29 protein-coding genes are annotated in these 24607 nt (G+C 68.5%); 11 read left to right on the top strand and 18 right to left on the bottom strand.

The features are described from left to right. Window positions 1-11 precede the first annotated feature (11 nt). The 3 genes from MQN93_RS30930 to MQN93_RS30920 all read right to left on the bottom strand — a co-directional run bounded on the left by MQN93_RS30930 (window position 12) and on the right by MQN93_RS30920 (window position 3531). Window positions 12-797 (bottom strand): DUF1963 domain-containing protein, encoded by a 786-nt coding sequence (locus MQN93_RS30930; protein WP_242712150.1) that lies wholly within the window; start codon window positions 795-797, stop codon window positions 12-14. A gap of 94 nt (window positions 798-891) precedes the next feature. Further along, complete coding sequence (locus MQN93_RS30925) at window positions 892-2010, bottom strand: oxidoreductase (protein WP_308404449.1); 1119 nt, start codon at window positions 2008-2010, stop codon at window positions 892-894. 78 nt (window positions 2011-2088) lie between these two features. Next, on the bottom strand, window positions 2089-3531 hold the full coding sequence (locus MQN93_RS30920; protein ID WP_242712148.1) for a purine-cytosine permease family protein: 1443 nt from the start codon (window positions 3529-3531) through the stop codon (window positions 2089-2091). Window positions 3532-3645: 114 nt separating this feature from the next. Between MQN93_RS30920 and MQN93_RS30915 the strand changes: the two genes are divergently transcribed. After that, window positions 3646-5193, top strand: a complete 1548-nt coding sequence (locus tag MQN93_RS30915) for a PucR family transcriptional regulator (protein WP_242712147.1) — start codon at window positions 3646-3648, stop codon at window positions 5191-5193. A 79-nt stretch (window positions 5194-5272) separates the two neighbouring features. Here the strand turns inward: MQN93_RS30915 and MQN93_RS30910 are convergent, their stop codons facing one another. The 5 genes from MQN93_RS30910 to MQN93_RS30890 form a co-directional block, all read right to left on the bottom strand. Beyond that, window positions 5273-6601: an amidase gene (locus tag MQN93_RS30910; protein ID WP_242712146.1), complete on the bottom strand. Its 1329-nt coding sequence runs from the start codon at window positions 6599-6601 to the stop codon at window positions 5273-5275. Window positions 6602-6664: 63 nt separating this feature from the next. Then, the gene (locus MQN93_RS30905) at window positions 6665-7456 is read right to left on the bottom strand and encodes an MBL fold metallo-hydrolase (protein ID WP_242712145.1); all 792 of its coding nucleotides are present in this window, start codon (window positions 7454-7456) and stop codon (window positions 6665-6667) included. A gap of 11 nt (window positions 7457-7467) precedes the next feature. Next, complete coding sequence (locus MQN93_RS30900) at window positions 7468-8334, bottom strand: polysaccharide deacetylase family protein (protein WP_242712144.1); 867 nt, start codon at window positions 8332-8334, stop codon at window positions 7468-7470. 113 nt (window positions 8335-8447) lie between these two features. Further along, a complete protein-coding gene (locus MQN93_RS30895; protein ID WP_242712143.1) occupies window positions 8448-9572 on the bottom strand; it encodes an NADH:flavin oxidoreductase in 1125 nt (374 codons plus the stop codon). Beyond that, window positions 9569-10192 (bottom strand): DUF1989 domain-containing protein, encoded by a 624-nt coding sequence (locus MQN93_RS30890; protein WP_242712142.1) that lies wholly within the window; start codon window positions 10190-10192, stop codon window positions 9569-9571. The genes MQN93_RS30895 and MQN93_RS30890 overlap by 4 nt, the downstream gene beginning before the upstream one ends. A gap of 640 nt (window positions 10193-10832) precedes the next feature. Between MQN93_RS30890 and MQN93_RS30885 the strand changes: the two genes are divergently transcribed. Continuing rightward, window positions 10833-11216: a DoxX family protein gene (locus tag MQN93_RS30885; RefSeq protein ID WP_242712141.1), complete on the top strand. Its 384-nt coding sequence runs from the start codon at window positions 10833-10835 to the stop codon at window positions 11214-11216. A gap of 19 nt (window positions 11217-11235) precedes the next feature. On the opposite strand, the gene MQN93_RS30880 is transcribed toward MQN93_RS30885, so the two are convergent. Continuing rightward, window positions 11236-12450, bottom strand: a complete 1215-nt coding sequence (locus MQN93_RS30880) for an MFS transporter (protein WP_242712140.1) — start codon at window positions 12448-12450, stop codon at window positions 11236-11238. A gap of 64 nt (window positions 12451-12514) precedes the next feature. Between MQN93_RS30880 and MQN93_RS30875 the strand changes: the two genes are divergently transcribed. The 5 genes from MQN93_RS30875 (at window position 12515) to MQN93_RS30855 (ending at window position 16933) form a co-directional block, all read left to right on the top strand. Beyond that, on the top strand, window positions 12515-12931 hold the full coding sequence (locus MQN93_RS30875; RefSeq protein WP_242712139.1) for a MerR family transcriptional regulator: 417 nt from the start codon (window positions 12515-12517) through the stop codon (window positions 12929-12931). Window positions 12932-13006: 75 nt separating this feature from the next. After that, complete coding sequence (locus MQN93_RS30870) at window positions 13007-13564, top strand: ATP-binding protein (protein ID WP_308404447.1); 558 nt, start codon at window positions 13007-13009, stop codon at window positions 13562-13564. Between the two features lie 5 nt (window positions 13565-13569). Further along, the gene (locus tag MQN93_RS30865) at window positions 13570-14382 is read left to right on the top strand and encodes a DMT family transporter (protein ID WP_242712138.1); all 813 of its coding nucleotides are present in this window, start codon (window positions 13570-13572) and stop codon (window positions 14380-14382) included. Between the two features lie 312 nt (window positions 14383-14694). Next, window positions 14695-15918: an NAD(P)/FAD-dependent oxidoreductase gene (locus tag MQN93_RS30860; RefSeq protein WP_242712137.1), complete on the top strand. Its 1224-nt coding sequence runs from the start codon at window positions 14695-14697 to the stop codon at window positions 15916-15918. A 97-nt stretch (window positions 15919-16015) separates the two neighbouring features. Beyond that, window positions 16016-16933: an RNA polymerase sigma-70 factor gene (locus MQN93_RS30855; protein WP_242712267.1), complete on the top strand. Its 918-nt coding sequence runs from the start codon at window positions 16016-16018 to the stop codon at window positions 16931-16933. Window positions 16934-16979: 46 nt separating this feature from the next. On the opposite strand, the gene MQN93_RS30850 is transcribed toward MQN93_RS30855, so the two are convergent. Beyond that, a complete protein-coding gene (locus MQN93_RS30850) occupies window positions 16980-17660 on the bottom strand; it encodes an NADPH-dependent F420 reductase (RefSeq protein ID WP_242712136.1) in 681 nt (226 codons plus the stop codon). A gap of 75 nt (window positions 17661-17735) precedes the next feature. Between MQN93_RS30850 and MQN93_RS30845 the strand changes: the two genes are divergently transcribed. Further along, a complete protein-coding gene (locus MQN93_RS30845; RefSeq protein WP_242712135.1) occupies window positions 17736-18089 on the top strand; it encodes a winged helix-turn-helix transcriptional regulator in 354 nt (117 codons plus the stop codon). A 130-nt stretch (window positions 18090-18219) separates the two neighbouring features. Continuing rightward, complete coding sequence (locus MQN93_RS30840) at window positions 18220-18564, top strand: DUF2750 domain-containing protein (RefSeq protein WP_242712134.1); 345 nt, start codon at window positions 18220-18222, stop codon at window positions 18562-18564. Between the two features lie 7 nt (window positions 18565-18571). Here MQN93_RS30840 and MQN93_RS30835 read toward each other — a convergent pair whose 3' ends face one another. Together MQN93_RS30835 and MQN93_RS30830 are read right to left on the bottom strand one after the other, a co-directional pair. Then, entirely contained in the window at window positions 18572-18985 is a 414-nt protein-coding gene (locus MQN93_RS30835) for a hypothetical protein (protein ID WP_242712133.1), read from the bottom strand. 212 nt (window positions 18986-19197) lie between these two features. Next, window positions 19198-19758: a nitroreductase family protein gene (locus MQN93_RS30830; RefSeq protein WP_242712132.1), complete on the bottom strand. Its 561-nt coding sequence runs from the start codon at window positions 19756-19758 to the stop codon at window positions 19198-19200. 124 nt (window positions 19759-19882) lie between these two features. Between MQN93_RS30830 and MQN93_RS30825 the strand changes: the two genes are divergently transcribed. Continuing rightward, a complete protein-coding gene (locus MQN93_RS30825) occupies window positions 19883-20602 on the top strand; it encodes a DinB family protein (RefSeq protein ID WP_242712131.1) in 720 nt (239 codons plus the stop codon). 200 nt (window positions 20603-20802) lie between these two features. On the opposite strand, the gene MQN93_RS30820 is transcribed toward MQN93_RS30825, so the two are convergent. The 5 genes from MQN93_RS30820 to MQN93_RS30800 all read right to left on the bottom strand — a co-directional run bounded on the left by MQN93_RS30820 (window position 20803) and on the right by MQN93_RS30800 (window position 23086). Next, a complete protein-coding gene (locus MQN93_RS30820; protein WP_242712130.1) occupies window positions 20803-20946 on the bottom strand; it encodes a hypothetical protein in 144 nt (47 codons plus the stop codon). A 176-nt stretch (window positions 20947-21122) separates the two neighbouring features. Continuing rightward, window positions 21123-21308: a hypothetical protein gene (locus MQN93_RS30815; protein ID WP_242712129.1), complete on the bottom strand. Its 186-nt coding sequence runs from the start codon at window positions 21306-21308 to the stop codon at window positions 21123-21125. Window positions 21309-21382: 74 nt separating this feature from the next. Further along, window positions 21383-21844 (bottom strand): serine hydrolase domain-containing protein, encoded by a 462-nt coding sequence (locus MQN93_RS30810; protein ID WP_242712128.1) that lies wholly within the window; start codon window positions 21842-21844, stop codon window positions 21383-21385. 14 nt (window positions 21845-21858) lie between these two features. Then, window positions 21859-22479 (bottom strand): TetR/AcrR family transcriptional regulator, encoded by a 621-nt coding sequence (locus MQN93_RS30805; RefSeq protein WP_242712127.1) that lies wholly within the window; start codon window positions 22477-22479, stop codon window positions 21859-21861. Window positions 22480-22657: 178 nt separating this feature from the next. Continuing rightward, window positions 22658-23086: an organic hydroperoxide resistance protein gene (locus MQN93_RS30800; protein WP_242712126.1), complete on the bottom strand. Its 429-nt coding sequence runs from the start codon at window positions 23084-23086 to the stop codon at window positions 22658-22660. A gap of 254 nt (window positions 23087-23340) precedes the next feature. On the opposite strand from MQN93_RS30800, the gene MQN93_RS30795 reads away from it, so the two are divergent. After that, entirely contained in the window at window positions 23341-23904 is a 564-nt protein-coding gene (locus MQN93_RS30795; RefSeq protein WP_242712125.1) for a hypothetical protein, read from the top strand. Window positions 23905-24007: 103 nt separating this feature from the next. Here the strand turns inward: MQN93_RS30795 and MQN93_RS44280 are convergent, their stop codons facing one another. Next, the gene (locus MQN93_RS44280) at window positions 24008-24601 is read right to left on the bottom strand and encodes a TetR/AcrR family transcriptional regulator (protein ID WP_308404445.1); all 594 of its coding nucleotides are present in this window, start codon (window positions 24599-24601) and stop codon (window positions 24008-24010) included. Window positions 24602-24607 lie beyond the last annotated feature (6 nt).

The following is a 24607-nucleotide window of genomic DNA, read 5'->3' as shown; positions in this document are numbered from 1 at the left end:
CCGGCAGTCGGTCAGACCTGCTGCTCGAACTCCAGAGCCTGATACCGGCGCCCCGCGATGTCCTCGCGGGTACCGACGATCAGGGTCTGGGTGTAGACGTCGAGGTCGATCGACTGGCCGTGTATCTGCGCCAGGAGAACGAGGTCGCCCTCGTCCGGTGCCGACTGCCAGGCGCTGGAGAATCCGCCCAGCTGGACGGAGACTCCGTGCGAGGCACCGCCCGCTGCCGCATCCCGCACGGCCTCCTCGAAAGCGTCCAAAATGCCGTACCGGTCCGGGTCGCCGTCCAGGAACGCGCTGGTCGCCGGGGCGTCGCGCCAGTCGGGCCCGACGGTCAGCCCAGGCACCGGATACAGAACGTCCGGCTGGTACACCCTCGCCTGCTCCGGCTCGCCGTCGAGTTCGTACGTCGCCGAGCGTTCCGCGGTCTGCGCGTCGGCGGGCACGTGCAGCACCGCCGACGACTCCGGCTCGTACTCGATCTCGACGAAGAACAACAGGTCCCCGTCGGGCGGCAGTTCGATGTCCAGGGCCTCGCGGGGGAGCGCCGCACAGTGGACGGTCAGCACCAGAGGTTCGCGCCCAGCGGGCCAGTCGACGCCGTCCGGCAGAGAGGGGAGGCCTCCCGTCCGCGCGGCGGGACTCGCCTCCTTCTGCTGAGCGGGGGTCAGGTCCTCGAAGGGGACCAAGTGCAGGCACGGCCGGGCGCCGGCGAGCATCTCCTGAGCGACCGGGCCGGGGACGCCGTGCGTTTCCGCCATCCGGAGAACGAGCTCTTCCACGTTCGAAGTAGTCATGCCGCGATCATGCCAGGGCCCACTGACATCCCAACTACCTCTTCGCACAGGGCAGTTACCACTCAGCCGCGCGGGCGCCAGGCAGGATCGGCTGCTACACAACGCAGGTGCCGGTACGGGTCTTCCAGCGAGCGGCGTTGGCGAGGGTGACCTTGGGTGTCAGCATGGCGGGATCGAGCGCCGTCGGCGCCGTGCCGCGGGCGAGTTTGGTGGGGTAGTCGGGGTTGGCCAGGGCGCTGCGGCCGAGCGATATCAGGTCGGCGTGGCCGTCCCGGACGACCCGTGCCGCGAGGTCGGCGTCCGCCAAGTCGCCGTTGGCGATGACGGGTTTCTGCGTCACCCGGCGTGCCAGGGCGGTGATGGTCTCGCCGTTGTCCAGCAACGCGCCCTCCTCCCACCCGGAGCCCTCGCCGGCGATGTGCAGGTAGGTGGCGCCGTTGAGGGTGGCGAAGATGAGCGCCGCCTCTTCGGCGCCATGCTCCCACCGGTAGGTGTGGTCGTTGACCTTGCCCTGTGACAGGCGTACGCCGACCCAGAACCCCGGGTCCGGAACCGCGGCGCGGATGGCCTCGACGACAGTGGCGGTGAGTCGGACGCGGTGGGTGACGCTTCCCCCGAACTCGTCCGTGCGTGTGTTGGTGTACGGCGTGAGGAACTGGTCGAGGAGGTAGCCGTTGGCGGAGTGCACCTCAACGCCGGTGAAGCCGGCGGCTCTTGCGGCCACTGCCGAGTCGACGAAGCCGGCGACGACGCGTTCGATGTCGTTGAGCGACATGGCCTTGGGGACCGGCCACGGACCGCTGCCGCCGTAAGCCTCCATCATCGCCCTGAGAGGGCGGACGGCGGATGGACCGGCTGTACAGCGGCGGTAGCGGTTGCCCTGGGACAGCGCCCCCGCGTGCATGAGCTGCATCACCGGCTGAGCTCCGGCCTGACGGACCGCGTCGCTGATCTGGCCCCATGCCTTGGTGTGCCGGTCGGTGACGATGCCTGGCTGGTTGAAGTAGCCCTGGCTGTAGAACGCATCGGTGTAGACGCCCTCCGTGATGACGATGCCGAAGCCGCCCTCCGCGTAGGCTGCGTAGTAGTCAGCCATCTCGGTGGTGGGTGTGCCGTCGTCTTCGGCAGATATACGGGTCATGGGGGCAACGGCCAGCCTGTTGGGCAGTGTTGTTGCCTCGAGGGTGAACGGCTGCAGAGCCGGGTGAGCCACGGTTCGCTCCAAGTACGTGATCGGCGGTTCAGGGTGACGGGGACCGGACGGCGAGTTCGCCACGGTCCCGACGGGTCGTCAATCGGAGTCGGTGGCAGCCTTGTTGAGGACCGACCGGTGCTCCTGCCGGGTGAGGAGATAGTGCAGACCTCCTGCGACCACTGCGCCCGACAGCCAGGAGAAGTCCGTGTCGTGCATGCTCCGGGCGAGCGGCCCCTGCATGAGCGGTACCAGCCCGTACTGCCAGGACCACGCAGCGGCGATGCCGGCGGCGAGAGCGAGGAGCGCCCGCCAGCGCCAGGCCGGGCCGTGATTTCCGTACAACTGGGACACGTCGATTCTGCCGCGGCGCAGAATAAAGAATTCGGTCAGCATGACGGCGGCCCACGGGCTGATCCAGACCAGGATCGATGTCATCCAGTGGTCGAAGGACTCGGCGAAGCTGTGCGACTGCATGAAAACCAGGAGGATCACGCCGGCGACAGCGCCTGCCACGAGGGTGACCTTCCACCGTGCCGCCCGCACGCCCACCGACAGGGCGGCCAAGGCGCACGAATAGAGGTTGAGGATATTGGTCGCCACGGGACCGTGCATGATCAGCAGAAGGATGGGAAGTGCCATGGCACCGAAAGCGCCGATGACCAATTCACTGGGATCGCCGCCCTGTCCGGTGCTGGCGAGACAGGCGCCCAGCGCGGCCAGCCAGACGGTCGGTACGTACATTCCGAGCGCGGTGGCCCAGAAAACGCTTTTCCCGGAGCAGCGGGACGGGACGAAGCGTGAATAGTCCGCGGAATAGGGCACCCAACTGACCCCCCACCCGACCCCGATCGCGGTCACGAGCTGGGTGATGGCGGTGACCCTGTCCGCACCGGTCGCGGTGCCCGACGTCCACCGCAGGTCCGCCTGCGTGAGGGACAGCACGGTCATGATCGCCATCACCAGTACGGTCGCCGGCACGGTCCACCGCTCGAAAGTGCGGATGGCGTAGAAACCGAAAACGGCCAGACCGAGTTGCGCGGCCATGATGACGGCCGCGACCGTGTACTTCAGCCCCTCGCCACCATGAATGCCGATCTTGCCGAGAAGAGCGATGGCGAGGTCGAGGACCACCCACGTGTTCACACCCACCCACCCCATGGTGAGCAGGCCCTGCACCACCCCGGGGATGATCGCTCCCTTCCGCCCGAAGGCGGAGCGGCCGAGCACCATCTGGTTGACGCCGGTACGGTGGCCCATCAAATTGAAGAGACCGAACACGGCGCAGCCCACGATATTGCCGAGCGAAATGACGATCAGTGTCTCCACCAGGGTAAGTCCCAGGGTGATCCCCAGTGCCCCGAGAACCCAGTTGATCGGAGCGACATTGGCGCCGACCCAGATCCACCACTGATCCTTCGGCGAGGAATCCCGGCTGCTTTCAGGAATGGGCTCCACGCCATGGGCGTCAAAGCTCTGCGGCATCGGCGCAGGCTCCGTCTCCTGAGTTTCGGACAAAAGCGGGCGTGGGGCCGGATTCATGAGAACCTCCTCAGGGGATTTTCTGCGGCCACCACAGAGAACCATCCCGCATACTGCCGTCCCAGAGGAGAAACGACCCTCATCCGGGGTCCCGGAAGTGGAGGAACATCTACTGTGCTCACCGTCGGTTCCCTCGTGGCGGTCCGTGAACTGGGACTCTCGGTCCTCGTCACCGGCCCGCCCGAGGCCCTGGAGACCGAGCTTTCCTGGGTGCACACCACGGAGCTGCCGGACCCCTCCGGTTACATCGGCCGCTCCGAGCTGGTCATGACCAATGGCCTGTGGATGCCGGAGGTGCAGCCCGAGGCCTTCGTCGAAGCGTGCTGCGCGGCCGGTGCGAGGGGCATCGTCTTCGGACTGCTCGACGCGACTCCCCGGACCCCGCCGGCCCTGATCGACGCCTGCCGCGAGGCGAACCTGCTCCTGCTCCAACTTCCCATCGAGGTCCCCTTCGCCGCTGTGACGCATGCCGCCGCCAACGTCCTGGCCGATGATCGCCGCGGCTCCCTGATGGCCACCCTGCGGCGCGCCGAGACCTTCGCGAACACGCTCGCTGCGGAGCACGGAGCCGCAGGCGTGCTGCGTGTCCTGCGGCGTGAACACCCGGACGTGCCGCTCGCACTCGTCGACCGCACCGGCGCGCTCCTGGCCGAAGCCGGGACCTCTCTCACGGCAGCCGACCGCACGGTCACCACCACCGCACTCGTCCGCAAGCCACCGCCCCTGGAACTGGTTCTGGATACGGGCACCGCCACACTCGTGCCGGTCGGCGCCTTCGGCCGGCCCGAAGCGGCCCTGCTCTGCCTGCGGCCCGCGGCCGACCTCTCCGACGCGCAGCAGAGCGCGCTGAGCCAGGCGGCCCACTTCCTGGTTCTGGACATCGCGCGCCGCCAGGCGGTCCGCGCCAACGAGGAACGCTTCGCCCACGAGCTGATCGACATGATCGTCTCCGGGACCGGGTCGACCCCGGACATCACTCGCAGACTCGCCGCGTTCGGCCTTGACGCGGGTGAGCCACTGGTCGTCCTGGCGGTCTCCTCGCGGGGCGAGACGACCATGTCCGAGCTGGCCGCCGGGTTGGGAGCGGCACTCTCCGAGCGCGGGATCCCCGCGATGACGGCCACCGGCCCGCACGACGTCGTGGTCGTCCTCGCGTGGCGGCAGCCGGACGGTGGGCTGATCGACTGGTGTCACGGCCTGGCGGCCGACCTCTCCTCGTACGCCCCGACCCTCGCGGTGGCCGACCCGGTCCACAGCGCCGGAAACCTCCGCACCGCCCTGCTGGAAGCCCGGCGAACGAGCCAGGTACTCGGCCGCACCGGCCGCAACATCACCGTCGCCCGCCTGGCCGACCTGCCCACCTATCACACCGTGCTCAGCAGCATCGAACCCCAGCTCCTGCAGCACCTCAGGGCGATCCTCAACCCCCTTCGCGCGTACGACGCCAAGCACGCCGACGGTGCTCTGGAGAGCACACTGCGCCATCTCATCGAGTACCAGGGGCATTACACGAAGACAGCGCAGGCACTGCACCTGCACGTCAACGGGCTCTACGGACGGCTCGACCGCATCCACACCCTGACGGGGCGCGATCCGCGCACCCTCGAAGGACGCCTCGACCTTCTGCTCGCGCTGGAGGCAGACGCGCTGCTGGCGTTGTGAAGCCGGGAGATCCACCACCGGCGGTGGCATCCGCGTCACCGCCGACAGCCGTCTCCGGCCGCCTCGACGACGACCAAGCTCAACAGCTCACGTCGGTGTGCTCCCGCTGCACCGCACCCATGCCCTCGGCGACACTGAACAGCAACTCTTCACGATCCGGTGCGCAGATGAGTTGTACGCCCACCGGCAGCCCGCCCACATGGCCGGCGGGGACGCTCAGTGCCGGGAGCCCCAGGAGGTTCCACGGGCTGGTGAGGGCCAGGAGTGTGCTTCGTACGGTGTGGGACGTGCCGTTGACGGTGACCTGGCGTTCGCCGATCAGGGGCGCCGTGATGCCGACGGTCGGGGAGGCCAGGAGGTCGAAGCGTTCGAGCAAGCCGTTCACTTCCTCTCGGGCGACCTCTCTGGCTCGCAGCGCCCGGACGAGGCGCCATCCGGGGGTCTCGGACGCGGTCCTGAGCCGGTCGAGTACTTCGGCGTCGAAGAGGTCCGGTCGGTCACGCACCCGGTCGGCGTGGGTGGCGAAGGCCTCGCTGCTCTGAATGGCGCCGAAGGCTTCGCGCATGTCTGCGAGCAAGTCGCCCTGAATCTGCGTCACATCGTGTCGAGACAGGGAGCCGCGCGTCAGATCCGACACGGCCGATTCCACTGGAGCGTCGGGTGTGGCTCCGAGCCAGCCGATTCGCGCACCGGTTCCTTCGAGAGGGCGATTGCTGGCGGGCGAGGGGCCGAGGGCGTCGATGACGAGCCTGCAGTCCCGAGCGGTTGCGCCCAGGACACCCACGTGATCGAGGCTGGGAGAGAGCGGGAACACTCCGTCGGTCGGCACCCTGCCGAACGCCGGCTTGTAACCGGCGATGCCGCACAGCGCGGCCGGGATACGTGCGGAGCCTCCCGTGTCCGTCCCCAGTGCCACCGGCACCATCCCCGCGGCCACAGCGGCCGCGCTGCCGCCGCTGGAGCCACCCGTCATGCGGCGCGGGTCGAGCGGGTTGCGGGCGGGGCCGTGCCAACTGCGGTCGCCGGTGGGGCCGTAGCCGAATTCGTGCGTCACCGTAGTGCCGATGATCACCGCTCCCGCTGCCCGCAGCCGTCGTACGCACTCCGCGTCCGTGGCAGCCCGGTGGCCGGCGAAGTGGGCCGATCCTCGGGTGGCCGGCAGGCCCGCGACATCGATGAGATCCTTCACGGCCACCGGTACGCCGTGCAGAACGCCTCGGTCGACACCGTCGGACAGTTCGCGGTCCGCGCGGCGTGCGGCGCTCAGGGCCCCGGCCTGGTCGACGACGGCGAAGGCTCCTGTCTCGTTGTCGCGGTCCGCGATCCGTGCAAGGGAGCGGCGGGCCAGGGCCTCGGCCGTCGTTTCGCCCGTACGCAGCGCTGCGGCCAGTTTCTCGATCTCACTCATGGTGCGTTCTCCGGATGCAGGAACGTGGACGGGCACGAGCCGGCTGACACCTGGCGACCTCCGTCAGTCCCTGCGGCCCCAATCGAGACGCCCAGCAAGCCCGGCAGCTGTGAAGGCGGCCAGCAGCGCGTCACGGCCCTCCGTGAAGTGGGCCCAGCTGTCGTAGTGCACGGGCACGACGCGGCGGGCGCCGAGCATCTCCGCGGCCTCGGCGGCCTGAGCACTGTCCAGGGCGAGGCACTGGTCGTCGAAGAGAGCGGGGAAGCGGGGCGCGCCCGCGAAGAGGAGGGCGGTGTCCACCGGAGCGAAGCGGTCGGCGATCTCGCTGACCGCCTGCAGGGAAGCGTTGTCGCCACTGACGTAGACAGTGGGCAGGTTGTCGCCGGTCAGTACGAAGCCGACGACGTGGCCGGTGACGGGCTCGACCTGCTCACGCGGTCCCGGCCCGTGGATGGCAGGTACCCCCGTCACGACGACGGTGCCGCCGCCCGGGCGTTGCAGCTCGACGGACTCCCAGTCGGCAAGGCCTCTGGCCATCCCACCGAGACGTCGGCTGCCGTCGGGGGTGGTGAGGGTGAGGGGGACGCCGGCGAGCAGGGCACGGCCGGCGTGGTCGAGATTGTCGGGATGCTGGTCGTGCGAGAGCAGCACAACGTCGAGGCGCCCCAGGCCGGTTGGGCCGCCGTCCGAAGGCGCGATCTTGGACAGAACCAGGCCGCCCGGTACCGGGTAGTCGCCGGGGGAGTCGAAGGTGGGGTCGGTCAGAAAGCCCAGTCCGCCGTAGTCGAAGCGGGCCGTGGGTCCGCCGAAGACGCGGACCGGGAACGAGTCGGTTGCTGCGCCGGACGGGGACATGTCGGTGCACCTCATGGCTGTCGGGGTGGGCCCGCAGGTGTGGGCGGGGCGGAATCGCGCAGTGGCAGTGAGGCATCCGCCCGTGCCGCCGAGGCGACGTCGGAGCACTTGGCGAAACGGACGTCCCCGCGGTTCTGGGCGTGCTCGATGAGCTTGCGCAGACCCACCGCCCGCGAGGGCCGACCGCTCAGGAACGGATGGGTGGTGAGATTGAACAGGCACCCGTAGTGCCTCATGGCGTCCAGCTCGTCCGTCCACATCTCCAGGACCTTGCGCGGTGACTCGATGACCTGGCCGATGTGCGGGGCAGGCAGGAAGGCGTACTGCTCCCAGTCGTCGAGAGACCAGTGCACCGGGAGTTCCACGACCGTCCCGGCTTCCGTCCGCAGGGAGTAGGGGCGGTCGTCACCCATGAGGGAGGAGTCGTAGAGCAGGTCGTACTCAGCGACCAGCGAGGGCGTCAACCAGGTCGAGGACCAGTTCGCCGAGCGATGCCCGCGGACCGGGACGCCCTGGGAGGCGAACACGTCCATCGCGCGCTCGAAGTCCTCGCGTTCCTCGGCGGCCGTCATCTCGGTGGGCGGACGGTGGCTGTAGGAGTGATGAGCGACTTCGTGACCGCGCTCGATGATGGAGGCGGCGAGCCCCGGACGCTGTTCGGCCACCCAGCCCGGCACGAAGAACGTCGCGGGTACGCCGGTCTCGTCGAGGAGGTCCAGGATTCTGGGTACGCCGACGTCCGGGCCGTAGGACTGGTGGGTCATGGTCGACGCATGGGAGGCGTAGTGCGCTCCGTGCGCGAGGATCGGTGCCTCGGCGTCCACGTCGAAGGTCAGTGTCGCGACGGCAGCGGCTCCGCCGCGCCAGGAAGTGTCCATGCTCCGGCTCCTGTGGCCCGGCCGACATGTCAACGTGGGTCGGGGGGAAGGTGGGTGGCTGGTGGCCGTCCTGTTCGGGACGGCTCGGATGGTTCAGAACTGCCTGGAACTGTTCAGGCGCGCGCGTTGCGGCGCCACTGCTCGGCATTCTCCAGGGAGGCCCTGGGCTGGAGCATCGCGTGGTCGAAAGTTTCCAGTTCGTGTCCGCCGGCCACCTTGTTCGGGAGGTCGGGATTGGCCAGGGCACCGCGTCCCAGGGAGAGCACGTCGGCGTGGCCGCCCTCGAGGAGCTGGGCGGCCTGGTCCAGGTCGTGCATACCGCCGTTGGCGATCACCGGAAGCCCGGTCACCTTCTTCGCCAGGGCGGTGATCGTGTCCCCGTCGTCGAGGCGCGCGGTTTCGATCCAGTCCCGGCCCTCGCTCGCGATGTGCAGATAGTCGGCCCCGGCATCGGCCAGGGACGTGAAGACGACACGGGCGTCGCCGGCCCCCGCCCACCGGTACTGGAAGTCGTTGACCTTGGTCTGGGAGAGCCGGACACCGAGCACGAAACCCTCATCGGGAACCAGGGTGCGAACGCGATCGACGACCTGCGCGGTCAGCCTGATCCGGTGCGACACCTGACCTCCGTAGGAGTCGTCGCGCAGATTCGTGTAGTCGGTGAGGAACTGGTCGAGCAGATAGCCGTTGGCCGCGTGCACCTCGACACCGTCGAACCCGGCTCGCCGCGCGTTCACGGCGGCGGCGGCGAACCCCTGCACGGCGGTCTCGATGTCGTCGTCGGACATGGCGCGCGGGGTGGGCCAGGCACCGGATCCGCCGTACTCGGGCATCATCTGCCCCTTCGGACGGACGGCGGACGGCCCCGCAGTGTCCGTGCGGTACCTGTTTCCCTGGGAGAGAGCGCCCGCGTGCATCAACTGCATCACCGCACGGGCACCGCCGGCGTGGATCGACTCGGCGATCGGCCGCCATGCCTCGACATGCTTCTCGGACACGATGCCCGGCTGGAAGAAGTAGCCCTGGCTGTACTGGGTATCGGTGTACGTGCCCTCGGTGATCACCAGGCCGAAGCCGCCCTCGGCGAAGGCGGAGTAGTAACGGTTCATCGCCTCCGTGGGCGTGCCGTCCTCACCGGCCGAGACGCGGGTCATCGGAGCCACCGCGAGCCGGTTCGCCAACTTGGCGCCCGCCAGGGTCACGGGTTCCAGTGCGGGGTGCGCTGCGAGGGTGTTCATGAAGGTGTTCCGTTCTGTGTCAGCAGTCTGAGAGGGGTGGGCGCGCCGGCGTTGATGCCCACGACGTCCTGTGGGCACGCGGACACCACGAACGCGCAGTCGATCTCCGCCTGGAAGGTGATGCTGTCCCCTGGCCGGGACGTCGAGGTCTCCCAGGTCAGAGCGCCGTCCTGGCCTACGGGGATGTCCATGAAGATGTTGATCGGCTGCGGCACGATCTCGGTGGACAGCCCCACCGTCGCGAGGGCGTCGTGCATGTTCCGGGCGCACGAAGCGTGGTCGGCAGGGGCTGCGAGGGCTGCGTAGCGGGCCGGATCGCAGGCGGCGATGAGCATGTCATGACGCCTGGGCGACGCGTCCTCGACGAGTGTGAGGATGGGGCGACGCCGGCTGGTGACGAACTGCTCCCCGACCGCGGGGAAGAGACGGTTGACGTGTGCCCGCGTGTGTGAAGCCGAGTGGTATTCGCGGACGTCGTCACGTGAGAAGGCGAAGACGTCGCCGACCTGTTGGCCCTCGACATCGATGATGGTTACCCGTTGCCCCGCGTCGAGGAGGACGGCTCTGCCCTCGCCTGCGGGAATGTCGATACTTTCGCATGCCGGGTGCGCTGGTGTCATGGGGAAAAGAAAGCAGGACGGGCGGGGCCGGGGCGAGGTAGGAAATGCCGTCGTCATGCCTTGATGAGTGGTGAAACCTCCAGTGGCCCAGATGTCACAGCAAGCGAGGGTCCGGTGTCTTGAGGGTGGCCCCGCCCACCGCTGTGGCTACGTCAGAACCCTGCAAAGGCTCGGAGGTCTCGGGTGAGAGACGAATCAGGAAACCGAAACACCTATCCCCACCCATGCCTGGACGCCCTCGACACCCGAATACTCGAACTCATGGGGGCCGGGATGGACGATGCCGCGATCGCCAGACGGTCGGGCGCGGGTCTGCGAACGGTCCAGCGTCGTATCCGGAGAATGATGGAGGAAACGGGGAGTCCGAGTCGCTTCGCATTCGGAGTGACTCTCTCTCGCATGGGCGTGATGGGTGCCACCTCCTTCTCGTGCGCGGCGGATCAGTCGTCGTCCCGACCGTAGGGTCCGTCGTTCGTGGCGGCGCCGACATGGGCAGGCCGCGCTGAAGGCACAGGGGCATGTCACAGCCGCGCAGGGCGTCTCGTCTCAGGGGCATGACCCGGCAAGCACCTCCTTCGACGGCTGACCGACCGCCGTACTCACGACACCCAACTCACCCAGCCCACCCTGGAGTTCACCCATGAACGTCGCTCTATGGATCGCCGGCGGACTGCTCGCCGCGGTCGCCCTGACCGGCGGGATCAGCAAGACCCTCATCCCCAAGGCAAAACTGTCCGCGCAGCACGGCGGGGAGTGGACGGCAGCCGCAAGCGTCGGCTTCGTCAAGAGCCTCGGAATCCTCGAACTCCTCGCGGCGGTAGGCCTCTTGCTGCCCGCCGTGCTGGACATCGCACCGTTCATGGTGCCGGTGACGGCCGCCTGCTGGATCGCCCTCATGGTCGGTGCCATGATCACCCACGGTCGTATCGGCCAGTTCAGACTGGTGCTGCTCAACACGGTCTATCTCGCGCTCGCCGTCTTCATCGCGTGGGGCCGCTTCGGCCCTTGGTCCTTCGGCGGCTGACGACGTCTCAGGTTCGCTGTCACACCCTGTCTGCTCGATGTCCGGCCGGGAAACCGTTGGTACGCGCGCCGACAACGACAAGCAGCGTCGGCACGAGAAGCACCAGCACACTCGGGGGGAACGAGGCGGCGCCGAGCAGGTCGAGCAGGACGCCGCCGACGACACCGCCGGCCGCCATGGCCACATTCCACAGGGTCACGAGCATCGCCTGCGCCGCGTCGGCCCGGTCACGCCCCGCGTGCCCGGCAGCCGTCTGCAGGAGCGTCGGCACACCGCCCCACCCGAGGCCCCACAGCAGCGCGGCGATGAGGACCGGAGCAGGGCCGTCGGCCACCAGCGCGAGGATGGTGGCGGCTGCACCGACCAGCAGCGTCGCGGCGATGGTCAGACCGCGCAGCCGGCGGTCGATGAGGGCACCGGTGATCCAGACGCTCAACAGTGAGGAACCGCCGAAGACCAGCAGGACCAGGTCGGTGCGGTCGGCCATGCGGATGTGCGCGAGGAAGGACGCGATGTAGGCGTACAGGACGGTGTGGGCCAGGACGAAGACCAGCGTCACGAAGAGAACAGGGGCGACACCGGGGACGCGCAGCGCGTGACGCATCGGAGCGCGGTGCTCCTGACGCTGCCCCGGATGGTCCGGCACAGCAGCCGTGATCCATACGATCAGGGCGACAGCGAGGGCGCTCATGACGAGGAAGACCGCCTGCCACGCGACCGCCTGCCCCAAGAAGGTGCCCGCGGGAACGCCCAGGGAGAGAGCGACCGGGATGCCGGCCATGGCGACGGCGATGGCCTTGCCCTCGAGGCCGGGCGGTGCCATACGGCGGGCGTAGCCGGCCAGCAGGGCCCAGGCCAGGCCAGCGGCCACACCGGCCACGAACCGGGCGACCATCGTCAGGGGGTACGAGGTCGACAGGGCCGTGACGGTGTTGGCGACGGCGAACCCCGCGATGGCGGTCAGCAGCAGGCGCTTGCGGCGCCACCCGCCGGTCGCCGCGGTGAGTGGAATGGCGGTGAGGGCGGTGCCCAGCGCGTAGATCGTGACCGTCTGCCCCGTCGCGGACTCCCCGACGTGCAGGTCGGCGCTCATCTCGGGCAGAAGTCCGGCGGGCAGCGTCTCCGTCAGGCTGGTGATGAACACCGCCATGGCCAACGCGAGCAGTGCCCCCATGGGCAGTTGCTGCTTGTGCATCTGCGCGCCGGAACCGGCAGGCGCCTGCTGAGTCGTCATGCGGATATGCTCAAACCCTCACATTGATGTGAGGGGCAAACGGACATGGCGTGAGGTGGCACACATGCGGATCGGCGAGCTGTCACAACGCACGAACACGAGCCGACGGCTGCTGCGTTACTACGAAGAACAGGGACTCATCGTCGCGGAACGCTCCCCGAACGGGTACCGCGCCTACGACGAGCGGTTCGTGGACCGAGTGCTGCAGATCCGGGGGCTGCTCGATGCCGGGCTGCCCACCCGCATCATCAAGCAGATCCTGCCGTGCCTGGACAAGCCACGGGTGATCCACTTCCCCGACGCCACGCCGGAGATGATCGCGACCCTGGAAGCCGAGCTGGAACAGATGAACCGGCGCATCGAGTGCCTGGCGCGCAACCGGGACGCGGTGGCCGAGTACCTGGAGGCGGTGCGCATCCACCCTGACACGCGCGCCTACGACGCCGATCCCACCGACGAGACCGCCGCCCCGACCGCGTAGGCCCGGAGGCTCTCCTTGCCCCCGCCGGGCTGGTCGATCCTCCACCGGAGGTGCGGGGAGTGTGGCGGAGCATCCATGGTTCACATGGGCCGGCAGGTCTTTCCTGGAGTCAACACACAGCCCCAGGAGCCCGAGATGAACACGATGGCAGTGACAGCCAAGGCAGGCGGTGCACGCACGTGGGCCTTTCCTCGGCGTGCCGAGTTCATCCCTGAGACCCGTCATCGGGTCGGAGCTCTGCTGCGGGCGTGGCAGCGTTCTGCCGAGACGGTGGACACCGCCATGCTCCTGGTCACCGAGCTCGTCACCAACGCCGTCGAACACACCGACGCGTCGGACGTCATCTGCAGTGTCAGTCTGAGCGCGGAAGCGGTGACGGTGAGCGTCACCGACACCGGCACCGACACCGGCACCGGCACCGACACCGGCACCGGCACCGGGTCCGGCAAGGGCGGCGCTCCGGTCGTCGGGCAGCCCGACGACCTCGCAGAGAGCGGCCGGGGCCTCTTCCTCGTCGCCGCCCTCGCTACCGACTGGGGCACCCGGCTCACCGCCGGCAGCCGAGAGGTCTGGGCCCGCCTCGCGCCCGTTTCCTACTCCTCGCCACCCTGTGGGGGAGCAGCTTCACCTTGATCAAGGTGTCCCTAGAAGGTCTGACACCCAGTCAACTCGAGTTGAGCCGACTGTTCATGGGTGCGCTCCTGTGGGGGCACTACGCGGGTGCCGCGCTCTTCGGCAATGTCATCCCCTTCCTGCTCCTGTCCTACGGGGAGAAGACAACGGGCGCCGGTATCGCGGGCGTTCTCATCGGCGGCACTCCGTTGCTCACCCTCACCGTCGCCACTCTGGTGCTGCCCGAGGAACGAGCCACCGCCCGCAAGGCCGTCGGTCTGGTGGCGGGCTTCGCCGGAGTGGTCATCCTCATCGGTCCGTGGAGCGACCGGCTCGGCTCCGCCGGGGGCCAACTGGCATGTCTGGGCGCGGCGTTGAGCTATGCCGTCGGCTTCGTCTACGTCCGCAGGTTCCTCTCCCCGCGGGGCGTCAAGCCTCTCGCCGGTGCCGCGTCGCAGCTCGTCGCCGCCACGGTGATCCAGGGCGCCGTCACCCCGTTCCTGGAGTGGGACACCCCGGCCCTGACCGGCCGCGTGACCGCCGCCGTCGTCGCTCTCGGCGTGCTCAGTACCGGCCTCGCCTACATCCTGTACTTCCGGCTCATCAACGACCTGGGCGCCGTCACCGCCTCCGCCGTCAACTACGTCGTCCCCGTCGCCGCCGTGATCGTCGGCGTCCTCGTACTCGACGAGCCGGTCACCTGGAACCTCGTGGTGGGCGGTCTGGTCGTGCTCATCGGCATGGGCTATGCGGAGAACCGTGTCAGGAGCGCCCAGAAGAAGCTGCCTGTCCCCGCCGCTGAGGTGAGTGAGGGTGTGCAGGCCGGGAAGACCCGGTGATGACGCTTCTGGGTCGGCTGACGCTGGTCCCGGTGGATCACGGATGACCTGGTCGAGGCCGTCATGGCCCTTGTGGGCGGGGGGAGTTCAGTCGGCGACCGTCAACCGCCTCCACAACCGGGCGGCCCGTACAACAGCAGGCCTCCGCACTCCCGCAGCCTCATGACCACTTGGACACGTACGCCCTCAACGCCCTGCGTGCCCTCACAGTGGCCGTCGGCAAGCCGAGGAGTGACCTGCCTCACCAGCTGTCACAGAGTTCGGTCAGCCGGTGTCTTGTGCCCGAATCGCTCAACAAACGAGGGAGGCATCATGGCTGAGAACACTGATGTGGTGGTGATCGGCGGCGGATACGCCGGCGTCATGGCGGCGAACCGCATGACCCAGCGCGGCGACGTGACAGTCACGCTGATCAATCCGCGCCCGAACTTTGTCCACCGGGTCCGCCTGCACCAGTTGGTGGGCGGGACCGATTCCGCCGTGGTCGACTACCAGGAAGTCCTGGCGAAGGGCGTCCGCCTGGTGGTCGACAGCGCGACGCGGATCGACGCGGCCGGGCGCGCTGTGGAGCTGGCGAGCGGCAGCACGGTCGGCTACGACTACCTGGTCTACGCAGTGGGCAGCGGCAGCGCCGACCCGCAGGTTCCCGGCGCTGCCGAGTTCGCGCACCCGATCGCCGGCCTGGAAGAGGTGCAGCGGCTGCTGCCGGTCCTGGACGCCACGGCCGCATCGGCCGCGGTGACGGTGGTCGGAGGCGGCCCGCTGGGCATCGAGACGGCCGCCGAGCTGGCGGAGCAGGGCCGTAGCGTGACCCTGGTCTGCGGTGGGGTGCTCGGGCCGTACCTGCACCCGAGAGGGCGGCGTTCGGTGGCGGGGCAGCTGGCGGCGCTCGGAGTCAGGGTCGTGGACGGCCCCGACACGAAGGTGACAGCGGTGACGCGTGACGCGGTGCGGCTTGCCGACGGCCGCGACCTGCCGAGCGCGGTGACCATCTGGACCGCCGGCTTCGGAGTGCCCGACCTGGCCGCGCGCAGCGGACTGAGCACCGATGCTCTGGGTCGCCTGCTCACGGACGAGACGCTGACGAGTGTGAACGACGAGCGCATCGTCGCCGCCGGAGACTCGGCCGCACCCTCGGGCCTGCCGCTGCGGATGAGCTGCCTGTACGCGATGCCGATGGGCGCGCGGGCCGCCGACACGGTGCTCAGCCGGCTGGAGGGGAAGCAGCCCGAGACCCTCAACCAGTCGCTCGGAGCTCAGTGCATCAGCCTGGGCCGGAGCGCCGGCATCTTCCAGTTCGGCAACAAGTCCGACGTAGCGGTGTGGTTCCACATCGACGGTCGCCTCGGCGCGAAGATGAAGGAAGGAGTCTGCAAGGGCATCCCGAAGCACCTGGCCGAAGAGGCGCACAAGCCCGGCGGATACAAGCTGCACCGCATGAAGGGAGGCGCCGGACGCCGCAAGGCGCTGGAGGCCCTGACGGCTCAGGAAGCGGTCGCCGGACGGGTGGCGGAGCACCAGGCCGAGGGGAGGTGATCACGCGATGGAAGGTGATCGGGAGGTGGACGGTCATCGGGAGGTGGACGGTCATCGGGAGGCGGACGGTCACGGGGAGATGGACCGTCAAGGGGAGATGGACGGTCATCGGGACGTGGATGGTGATCACATCGTTGACCGGGCCACAGGCGTGTTCGTCACCCACCGCAATCTGCTCTTCACCGTTGCGTACGAGATGCTCGGCTCGGCCGCGGACGCCGAGGACGTGCTGCAGGAGACGTGGCTTCGGTGGGTCCAGGTCGACCTCGACCAGGTGCGTGACAAGCGCGCCTACCTCGTACGGATCACGACCCGGCAGGCCCTCAACCGGCTGCGCGCGATGTCGCGACGCAAGGAGGCCTACGTGGGCCCGTGGCTGCCGGAGCCGCTGCTGACCGCGCCGGACGTGGCCCAGGACGTGGAACTGGCCGAGAGCGTGTCGATGGCGGTGATGCTCGTCCTGGAGACGCTGTCACCGGTCGAACGGGCCGTCTTCGTGCTGCGCGAGGTCTTCGAGGTCGGCTACGACGAGATCGCCGCGGCGGTCGACAAGACACCCGCGGCCGTCCGTCAGATCGCCGTCCGGGCACGCCGGCACGTGGAAGCACGCCGCCCGCGCGAAGTGGTGTCTCAGAAGGAGAAGCGCGCCGTACTGGAATCGTTCTTGCACGCGCTCGAGGGCGGAGATTTGCAAGGCCTGCTCGACGTGCTCGCGCCCGAGGTCGTCTACATGGGCGACGGCGGCGGCGTGAAGCACGCCGTACTGCGTCCGATCATCGGGCACGACAAGGTGGCTCGCCTCCTGACGGGCGGCCTCAGCAAAACCCCGATACCGATCTCCCTCGGCCCCACCCTGGTCAATGGCAGCCCGGCCCTGCTCGTCCACCTGGACGGTCAACTGGACGGCGTCATGGCGGCTCAGATCGAGGCCGGTCGCATCACGGGCCTCTACTTCGTCCGCAATCCCGAGAAGCTGTCCCACCTCACATCGGAGACCCCGCTCAGTCTCCAGTGAACTCCTACGAACATGCTGCTCGCGCCGCCTCGTTGGCGGGCCGAACTTATCCGCCAGGGGCGGGGGAGGGCGTGTGCAGGTGAATCGGTCCAGCCGCGTACGCCAACGGAGGCGCGATCGCTTGCGCATCCGCTCCCTCGCCGACCCACAGGCCGATGAACAGCGCGGCGGTCGCCTCCAGGAGTCCCGCACGTGCGAGACCACCGCCGGCCACGGGTTCGCAGCCCACGTCCTGCACCAACTCGCGTACGCGCGCGAGGGCCGTCTCGTCGTCCCCGCAGATGGGCACGGCCAGTGGTCGCCCGTCGAAGACGGGCGGCCGCATGCGCCACACGTCCTCGTGGCAGAGGTTGAACGCCTTGACCACGTGAGCTCCCGGTGCCGCCGCGGCAAGTTGCTGCGCGGCCGAGCGACCTCCTTCCGTCAGCAGCCGGAAGCCCGGCCCCACCGGGTTGGAGCAGTCGAGCAGCACCTTGCCCTCCAGGGCCGCATGCAGCTCCCATACCACGTCCACTCCCGCTCCGAAGGGCAGCGCGGCCAGCACCACCTGACCGAAGTCGGCCGCCGCGCGCAGACTGACAGGCTGCGCGCCGCCTCCGATGCGCATCGCGAGCCGCTCCGCCTTGTGTACGTCCCGTCCCCCGACGGTCACTTGGTGCCCGGCCCTCGCCCAGTGGGTGGCGAGGGCGTCGGCCATGTTGCCCGTTCCCAGTACGCCGATCCTCATCACGCGTTCCAATCTCCGTACCTGCTTCGACCGTTCCCACCGACGCTAGAAGGCCGTTCAGGCACCATTTGGTACGTGACGACCGACGCCTTCCTCGCCGACTGCCGCGCCCGCCTCGCCTTCGACCTGCTCTCCAACACCTGGAACGCCGTGGTGCTCTGGGCACTGCGCGACGGCCCCAGGCGCCCGGTCGAACTAAGGGAGCAGATCGGGGGCATCAGCTCCAAGGTCCTCACCGAGACGCTGCGCCGACTGCAGTTCAACGGACTGGTCGACCGGCAGGCACACCCCGACGCACCATCACGCGTCACCTATCAACTCACCGCTCTGGGCCGGACTTTCCTGGCACCCATCGACGCCGTCGGCGCATGGGCCTTCGAGTACGGCGATGAAGTCATGGCCGCCCAGGAAGCAGCATGCGCGCGATAGTTGTCGGCTTCGGCCGCGCCACCCCGGTTCATCCGTCCGGGAGTTGTTGAACCGCCTCGAAGACCACTTCGTCAGGCGGTCCAAGAACTCGTAACGAATCAAGTAGTGTCGAACGGTAGGTTCGGTAGCCATGAGTCAGAGCGGTTCGCAAGCGGCGGCATTCTTCCGAGACGTCCGCCAAAGCAACGTGGTCTGGTTTGTCCGGGATGACAACGGAAGCCCGACTCACTCCTCCGCGGACGGCACGCGCAGTCTCCCTTTCTGGTCGACCTCGCTCCGCGCCCAGAGGGCAGCGAAGATGTGGGGGCATGGACTTCGCGTTGATGCCATGTCCTTGGGTACCTGGCGCGATCGTGTACTGCCCGATGCCGCCCGGGATGGGCTCGTGATCGGCATCAACTGGAGCGGACCGCGCCTGGTCGGCTGGAGCTTCACTCCCAGGGAAGTTCTGAACCGGCTAGGGGCGGCTGACTAGTGCCGCATCAGGCAATGTGCGCCCTGGTGAGGAACCAAGCCAGCACAGCCACGCCGATGGGTAGCGCAACAAGGTAGCCGACGAGGATAGCGACGCCCGGATCGGCCAGCGCAGGGAAGGCCCAGTTCACTGCTGCAGCCACGAGCAGCCTCACCGTTGCCAGCGCAAGGAGCGCGGAAACAACAGCAAGCCGACGCGGCGGGCCCGCCCCGCGGTACAACTCAGCCGCAGGCCCGATCGCTATCAGACCCGTCACGAGGCCGACGAAACTGATGTCGGGCAGCCATCCGAGCGGCCACCCCACCAGAGCGACCAACCCGCAGAACCCGAGGCCGATCAGTTCAAGCGCAACGGTGGACACTACCGGGTTCCACGAGCGGCGTCGGATCGAGCCGCTCCTCCCTGCCTTCTCATCGGCCACGTCGTCAGAGTAGCCATCGACAAGGCGAACGTTGCTTGATGTGGCAGCAGCTCACGGCGACGCTCACCAGAGCGCGCAGTCGCCGCCAGCAGATGAGTGCGCATCCGAGGGGAGGAAGGCCTCGTGGATGTGGTCGCGGATCTCCCAGCGGATCCACACAGGATGCGGCTTGCGTCCGGGGCGGCGGGCTCGACGTTCGACCGTCAGGACCGCTATGGCATCGGTGACCAGGGCGCGGAGCGCACATCTGCGAGGCTGCGCCGGGTGCGGGTTTTCAGAGGTTCGTCGGCCGCCTTGCCCACCGCGACCATGGAGACGATCACCCAGCCCGGGTTGGGTTTCAGCTCCTTGGTGAGCCCCTCCAGGTCGAAGGCCCGGAACTGGTGCGTGGCCAGACCCATGGCCTGGGCCTGGAAGGTCATGTGGGCGATGGCCTGGCCGAGGTCGTACTCCGCGAACTCGGAATAGAGCAACTGCGTGTCATCGACGTACCGGCGCGTCAGCGCGACGACGAGCAGACCGGCGTCCGCCGCCCAGCGGGCCGAGCTGGGTGCCAGGTGGGGGAGAACGCGGTCATGGTCCGGCTCTCCGGGCCGACTGGTGAAGAAGCCCCAGGGCTGGGAGTTACCCGCTGACGGTGCCCAACGCGCGGCTTCCAGGAGCAGCCCGAGTGCACGGTCGTCCACAGCCACGGACGGATCGAACCGGTAGGGGCTGAAGCGCTCGGCGAGCAAAGGATGTATGCCGCTGAGTGGCTCCTGATCATCATGCATGCTCCGTTGCAACTGGTGGCCGCGTATGTGTATTCCGCCTGGCTGAAGCAGTCCGCAGAGTACGGCGGCCACATGAAGTCGCCGGAGCGTCGGCTTGTCAGTGCTCGGACCTAGCATGCGGAGCATGAAGCGGTATATCGATGAGGATCTGCAGGGTGCGGAGTTCCGCGAGTGCGATCTGACCGGGGCACGCCTGATCGGCGTCGTCATGCAGGATGCCGTGATCGACGGGCTCATCACCAACCTCGTGGTGAATGGTGTCGAGGTCACCCAGTACGTAGAGGCAGAGCTCGACCGGCGTCATCCGGTGCGGGTGCTGATCCGCTCCGAGGACCCTGCCGATCTGCGCGAGGCAGCGCGGCAGCTCCATGCCGGCTGGGCAGCCACGATCGAGCGGATCCGCCGTACGCCCGGCAGCGAGCGCCGCAGCGTGAACGACGAGTGGTCGGCGGTGCAGACGCTGCGTCACCTAATCTTCGTCCACGACTCGTGGTTCCGCCGCTGCTGCCTGGGCTCGACAGAGCTGTTCACGCCGATGGGCATCGGGCCGGCAGACGAGCCCTACCGTGAAGCGCACGGGCTCGACCTGTCGCTCGATCCGGACCTCGACGAGATCGTGCGCGTGCGCGCCGCGCAGGCCGCCGAGCTCGAGGCCTGGCTCGACGAAGTCACCGCGGTGCAGCTCGCAGCCCGAGCGCCGGTGCCGGACGACGACGTCTGGCCGCCGTACGCCCGGGGCCGCTTGGTGCGACAGTGCCTCGGCACGGTGCTCAACGAGACCTTCGAGCACCACAACTTCTGCGTCCGCGACCTTGACTTGATCGAGGCACGGGGCGCCGAGTAAGGGCGGGGCGGCTACGCAGGGTCCGTCCGCGTTCTGTTGTCGGCTCTTGCCCACCTGCCGATGCACGGGCGAGAGGGCGTTTCGCGCCCGGTATCGGCACTCACGCTCGCTGCCTACGACCGGTGCTCGCCGTCAGCAGCCCGGCCCTCCGGTGTGTGCGCACGCGCGGTGCTGCCCGTGCAAGGCGTACGCAGGTTGCTTCAGGCCATGGGCAAGATCGGCATACGGAAGTGGTCGGCGTCGCCTCCGAGCAGCCGGACCGTCTCCGCCACTTCGTGGGGCCGGCGCAGCAGAAGGCGGCTGACCTCGTCCAGGCGCTCGTAGTGGGCGGCGTCGAGCTGCACGCGAACGCGGCGCGGTAGTCCTTCAGCTGCGGCATGGTGCGCGGCCCGATGACCGGGAGGAGCGGGGTGGTGGAGCGAGTGGCGAACCGGCGCACCCACGCGACCGCGACCTGGCCCGCGGGCAGCCCGGTCTCCTCGGCGACGGCGAGCACGGCGTCCACGACGGCCGTCTTGCGCTACGTGTCCTCGGTGGACTCACCGCCCAGTGGCCAACTCGGCAGCCAGGCAAGGCGGTTGGCGCCAAGGGCTTGGTAGATCGCGGTGGTGCGGGCGGTGGCTCGCTGTGAACCGAGGATGTCGGCGCCCATGTTGTTCATGACGTAGCTGATCGTCATGCGGCGGTCCAGGTCGTTGATTGCCATCGAGCCGCCCCAGCTGCCCCAGTATGCGATGCGGCCGTCAGGGATCCAGGACAGCGTGCGACGCCGTTGGCCGCTTACAGGTCTGCGCGCCAGGCCGCTGTGTTGGCCACACTGGCGGTGAATGCGGGACCGGTGAAGGTCCTGTACGCGGCGGTGTCGTGGTCAAGTGCTTCTGGATCGAAGTCGAGCGTCGGCGCGATGACGTCGGCGACTCGTTCGGCGTCGGCGTCGCGCAAGCCGATCTGGAAGTCGGCGCCGAGGGGCTGGGCGATGTGCCGCTGCGCGAAGTCGCGCAGCGGCAGGCCGGTCAGCAGGTGGACCCGCTCGCCGATCAGATGGCCGTACGTGAGGAGGTGGTAGCCGGAGGCTGTGCCGGGCTTCCACCACGGCATATGGGAGGCCATGTGAGCGGCTGCCGCGCGTGCGTCGTACAGGTCCTCAAGTCGGGTGGGGTGGTCGAGGCCGGACACACCCCAGGTGTGTGACAGCAGGTGCCGTACTTCTACGAGGTCGCTTGCGGCAGGTTGAGGAGACACCGTGTCCGTGATGTTCAGGACTCCGCGGCGGGGGTGGTTGCGGTGAGGTGGGGGATGGTGCGGGCTTTGAGGATGCCTTCGACGCCGTTGAGGAAGGTGTCGGAGATGAGTTTCGGGTCGAAGAGGCAGCCGGCTGCCATGGCGCCGTCGCGGAGCATGATGAAGTGGCGGCCGGCGGCGTCGGCGGGTTTGTCGCTGGTGTGGGCGAGCAGGTCGGTGACGGTGGTGAGGAACCACTGGCGGTGGGCGAGGACGGCCTGGTGGATGGGGTGGGCGGGGTCGGAGTACTCGGCTGCGGCGTTCAGGAAGGCGCAGCCGCGGAAGCCGGCGGACTGGATGCCGTCGGTGATCGACTTGGCCACGGCGCGGACCTGGTCGGTCGGTGACGGACTGCTCGCCACGGCCGCCGCTACCTGTCCCCGTATGCCCTGGTCGGCCTGCTTGAGGTAGGCGAGCACCAGGTCTTCCTTGCTCGGGAAGTGCCGGTACAGGGTGGCCCGGGTCACCTGTGCCTCGGCGACGATGCGGTCGATGCCGACGGAATGGATCCCCTCGGCGTAGAAGATCCGGGTGGCCGTGTTGAGCAGCCGCGTCCGCGCCTCGGAAACGGTGCCGCCTTCAGTACTCCGACTCATACGCCCTCGATCACATCCATAAGAGATAGAACGTTCGATTCAAATTATAGTACGTGCGCTCTATGGATGTAAGGGGAAACGATCTCGGTGGGGCTCACTCGGCTCACTCCGATGTCATGCCATCGCTGGAGGCCCCGTTGATCGGGGGCAGGCGTAGTCCTCCCCCCGATCGGCGGCGTCAAGCGACCGTGACGTCGATGCTCACCGGAAGGTTGCCGCGCGTCGCGTTGGAGTACGGGCACATCGCGTGGGCAGCCTCGACCAGCTTGTCCGCAGCCCCCTGCTCGACGCCGGACACTTCGACATGCAGGGCGGCGTTGAGACCGAGCCCGCCCTCCGGGGTCTTCTCCACTCCCACCTCGACGATGACGGCGGAGTCGGAGAGCTGGGTCTTCTGCTGGGCCGCCACGGCCTTGAGGGCCGAGTGGAGGCAGGAGGCCCAGCCGGCCGCGAACAGCTGCTCGGGGTTGGTCGCGCCGCCGGGGCCGCCCATCTCCTTCGGGATCGCCAGGGTGATGTCGAGCAGGCCGTCGTTGGTCCGGGCCCGGCCTCCCGCTCTGCCGTCGCCGGTGGACGTGGCTATGCCCTTGTAAATGGTGTCAGTCACTTTGCTTGCTCCTGTTCCGGTGACCGGAAATGCGAGACTGCGGTCCGTACTAGACCGAGTAGAACGTTCTGTCTCGTCCAGCCTGTCGAGCGAAGTGATGGCTGTCAAGATGCAGCGGAAAGAACGTTCTGTATTGACGTCGAGCCGACTCCTTGGCATGCTGCGAGACGGACCGGTCGTTCTTGCTGGCGGCGTTCATGTGTTCCGCCACCGGACCGGCTCTCCGTCCCTTCCTGACCTTTGAAAGGAACACAGTGAGCACCCTCGCTGCTCCGTCCGGCATCTCCGGCACCGCGTCCGCCCTGCGGCGCCTCTACTTCGTCCGGTTCGCCTTCGCCATCGTCTGGGCCGTCGTGATGCTCACCATGGCCTCGGACATCACGCCGGTCGGGGCCGTACTCCTGGTGCTGTACCCGCTGTTCGACGTCGGCGCCGCCATCTACGACGCGAAAGTCTCGCGCTCGGAGGGATCCCCCCGGCTGCTGTACGTGAACATGGCCGTCAGCCTCATCACCGCCATCGGCGTCGGCATCGCCTGCGCGTCCGGCATTCCGGCTGTGCTGCGCGTGTGGGGTGCCTGGGCCATTGTGGCCGGTCTCGTCCAGCTGATCGTCGCCGTTCCGCGGCGCGCGATGGGTGGCCAGTGGCCGATGATCCTCAGTGGCGGCATCTCGGTGCTGGCGGGCGCGTCGTTCGTCGCGTCGGCCGGCGCGGACGACCCCAAGCTGACCAGCGCGATCGGCTACGCCGTCCCGGGTGCCATCTTCTTCCTCATCTCGGCGCTCCGTCTGGGTCGAACGGCGCCGAAGACGGACTGACCGCGCGAAGCCCCGGGCCGAAACCCCTCGGGGGCACAAGGCCGGGGCCTGCGTGCAGCGTGTGTGAGGGACCGACTCCGCTCAGCGGCAGTCGGTCCCTCACTCATGCCCGCAGGGGCGTGTACGACGGTGGTGTGAAGCCACGTCCTTCGGCGGCGAACTGGTGTGACAGGCCGGGGTGTTCAGTGCCCGGCAGGTGACATCGTGTCCGGCTCGCTGTGAGGAGCTGTGGCGTGGGCGCGCAGGAGCACGTCGACCCCGCGTAGGAATGTCTCGCACACCACCGACGGGTCGAACAGGCGCCCGGCGGCTGTTGCACACTGCCCCGGAAGCCGGGGACCTGGATCCGCTGCGCGATCGACACGCTGAGCTTTCGCAGGGTGTCCGCCGGCGGGAGCTCCGCGGCGAACGCCGCGTCGGCCTGGTCGCGTTCGGATCGGTGCGACTCCTCCAGGTAGGCGAGCACCAGGTCTTCCTTGCTGGGGAAGTGCCGGTAGAAGGTCGCCCGGGTCACCTGCGCCTCGGAGACGATGCGATCAACGCCGACGGAGTGGATCCGGGAGTCGGGCGTCGTCCGGTCGGCGGACGGGTGCGCGGCGTGGCGGAGGAACCACTGGAGTCGCTGGACCTGGGCGGCGGTCGCGTTCTCGAGTACGCGGTACGAGGGCCCGATGACGGACCAGTCGTACTCTTCCACCACGGC

Source organism: Streptomyces spinosisporus (assembly GCF_022698145.1).
GTDB lineage: Bacteria > Actinomycetota > Actinomycetes > Streptomycetales > Streptomycetaceae > Streptomyces > Streptomyces spinosisporus.
This window is presented reverse-complemented; position numbering and strand designations above follow the sequence as displayed.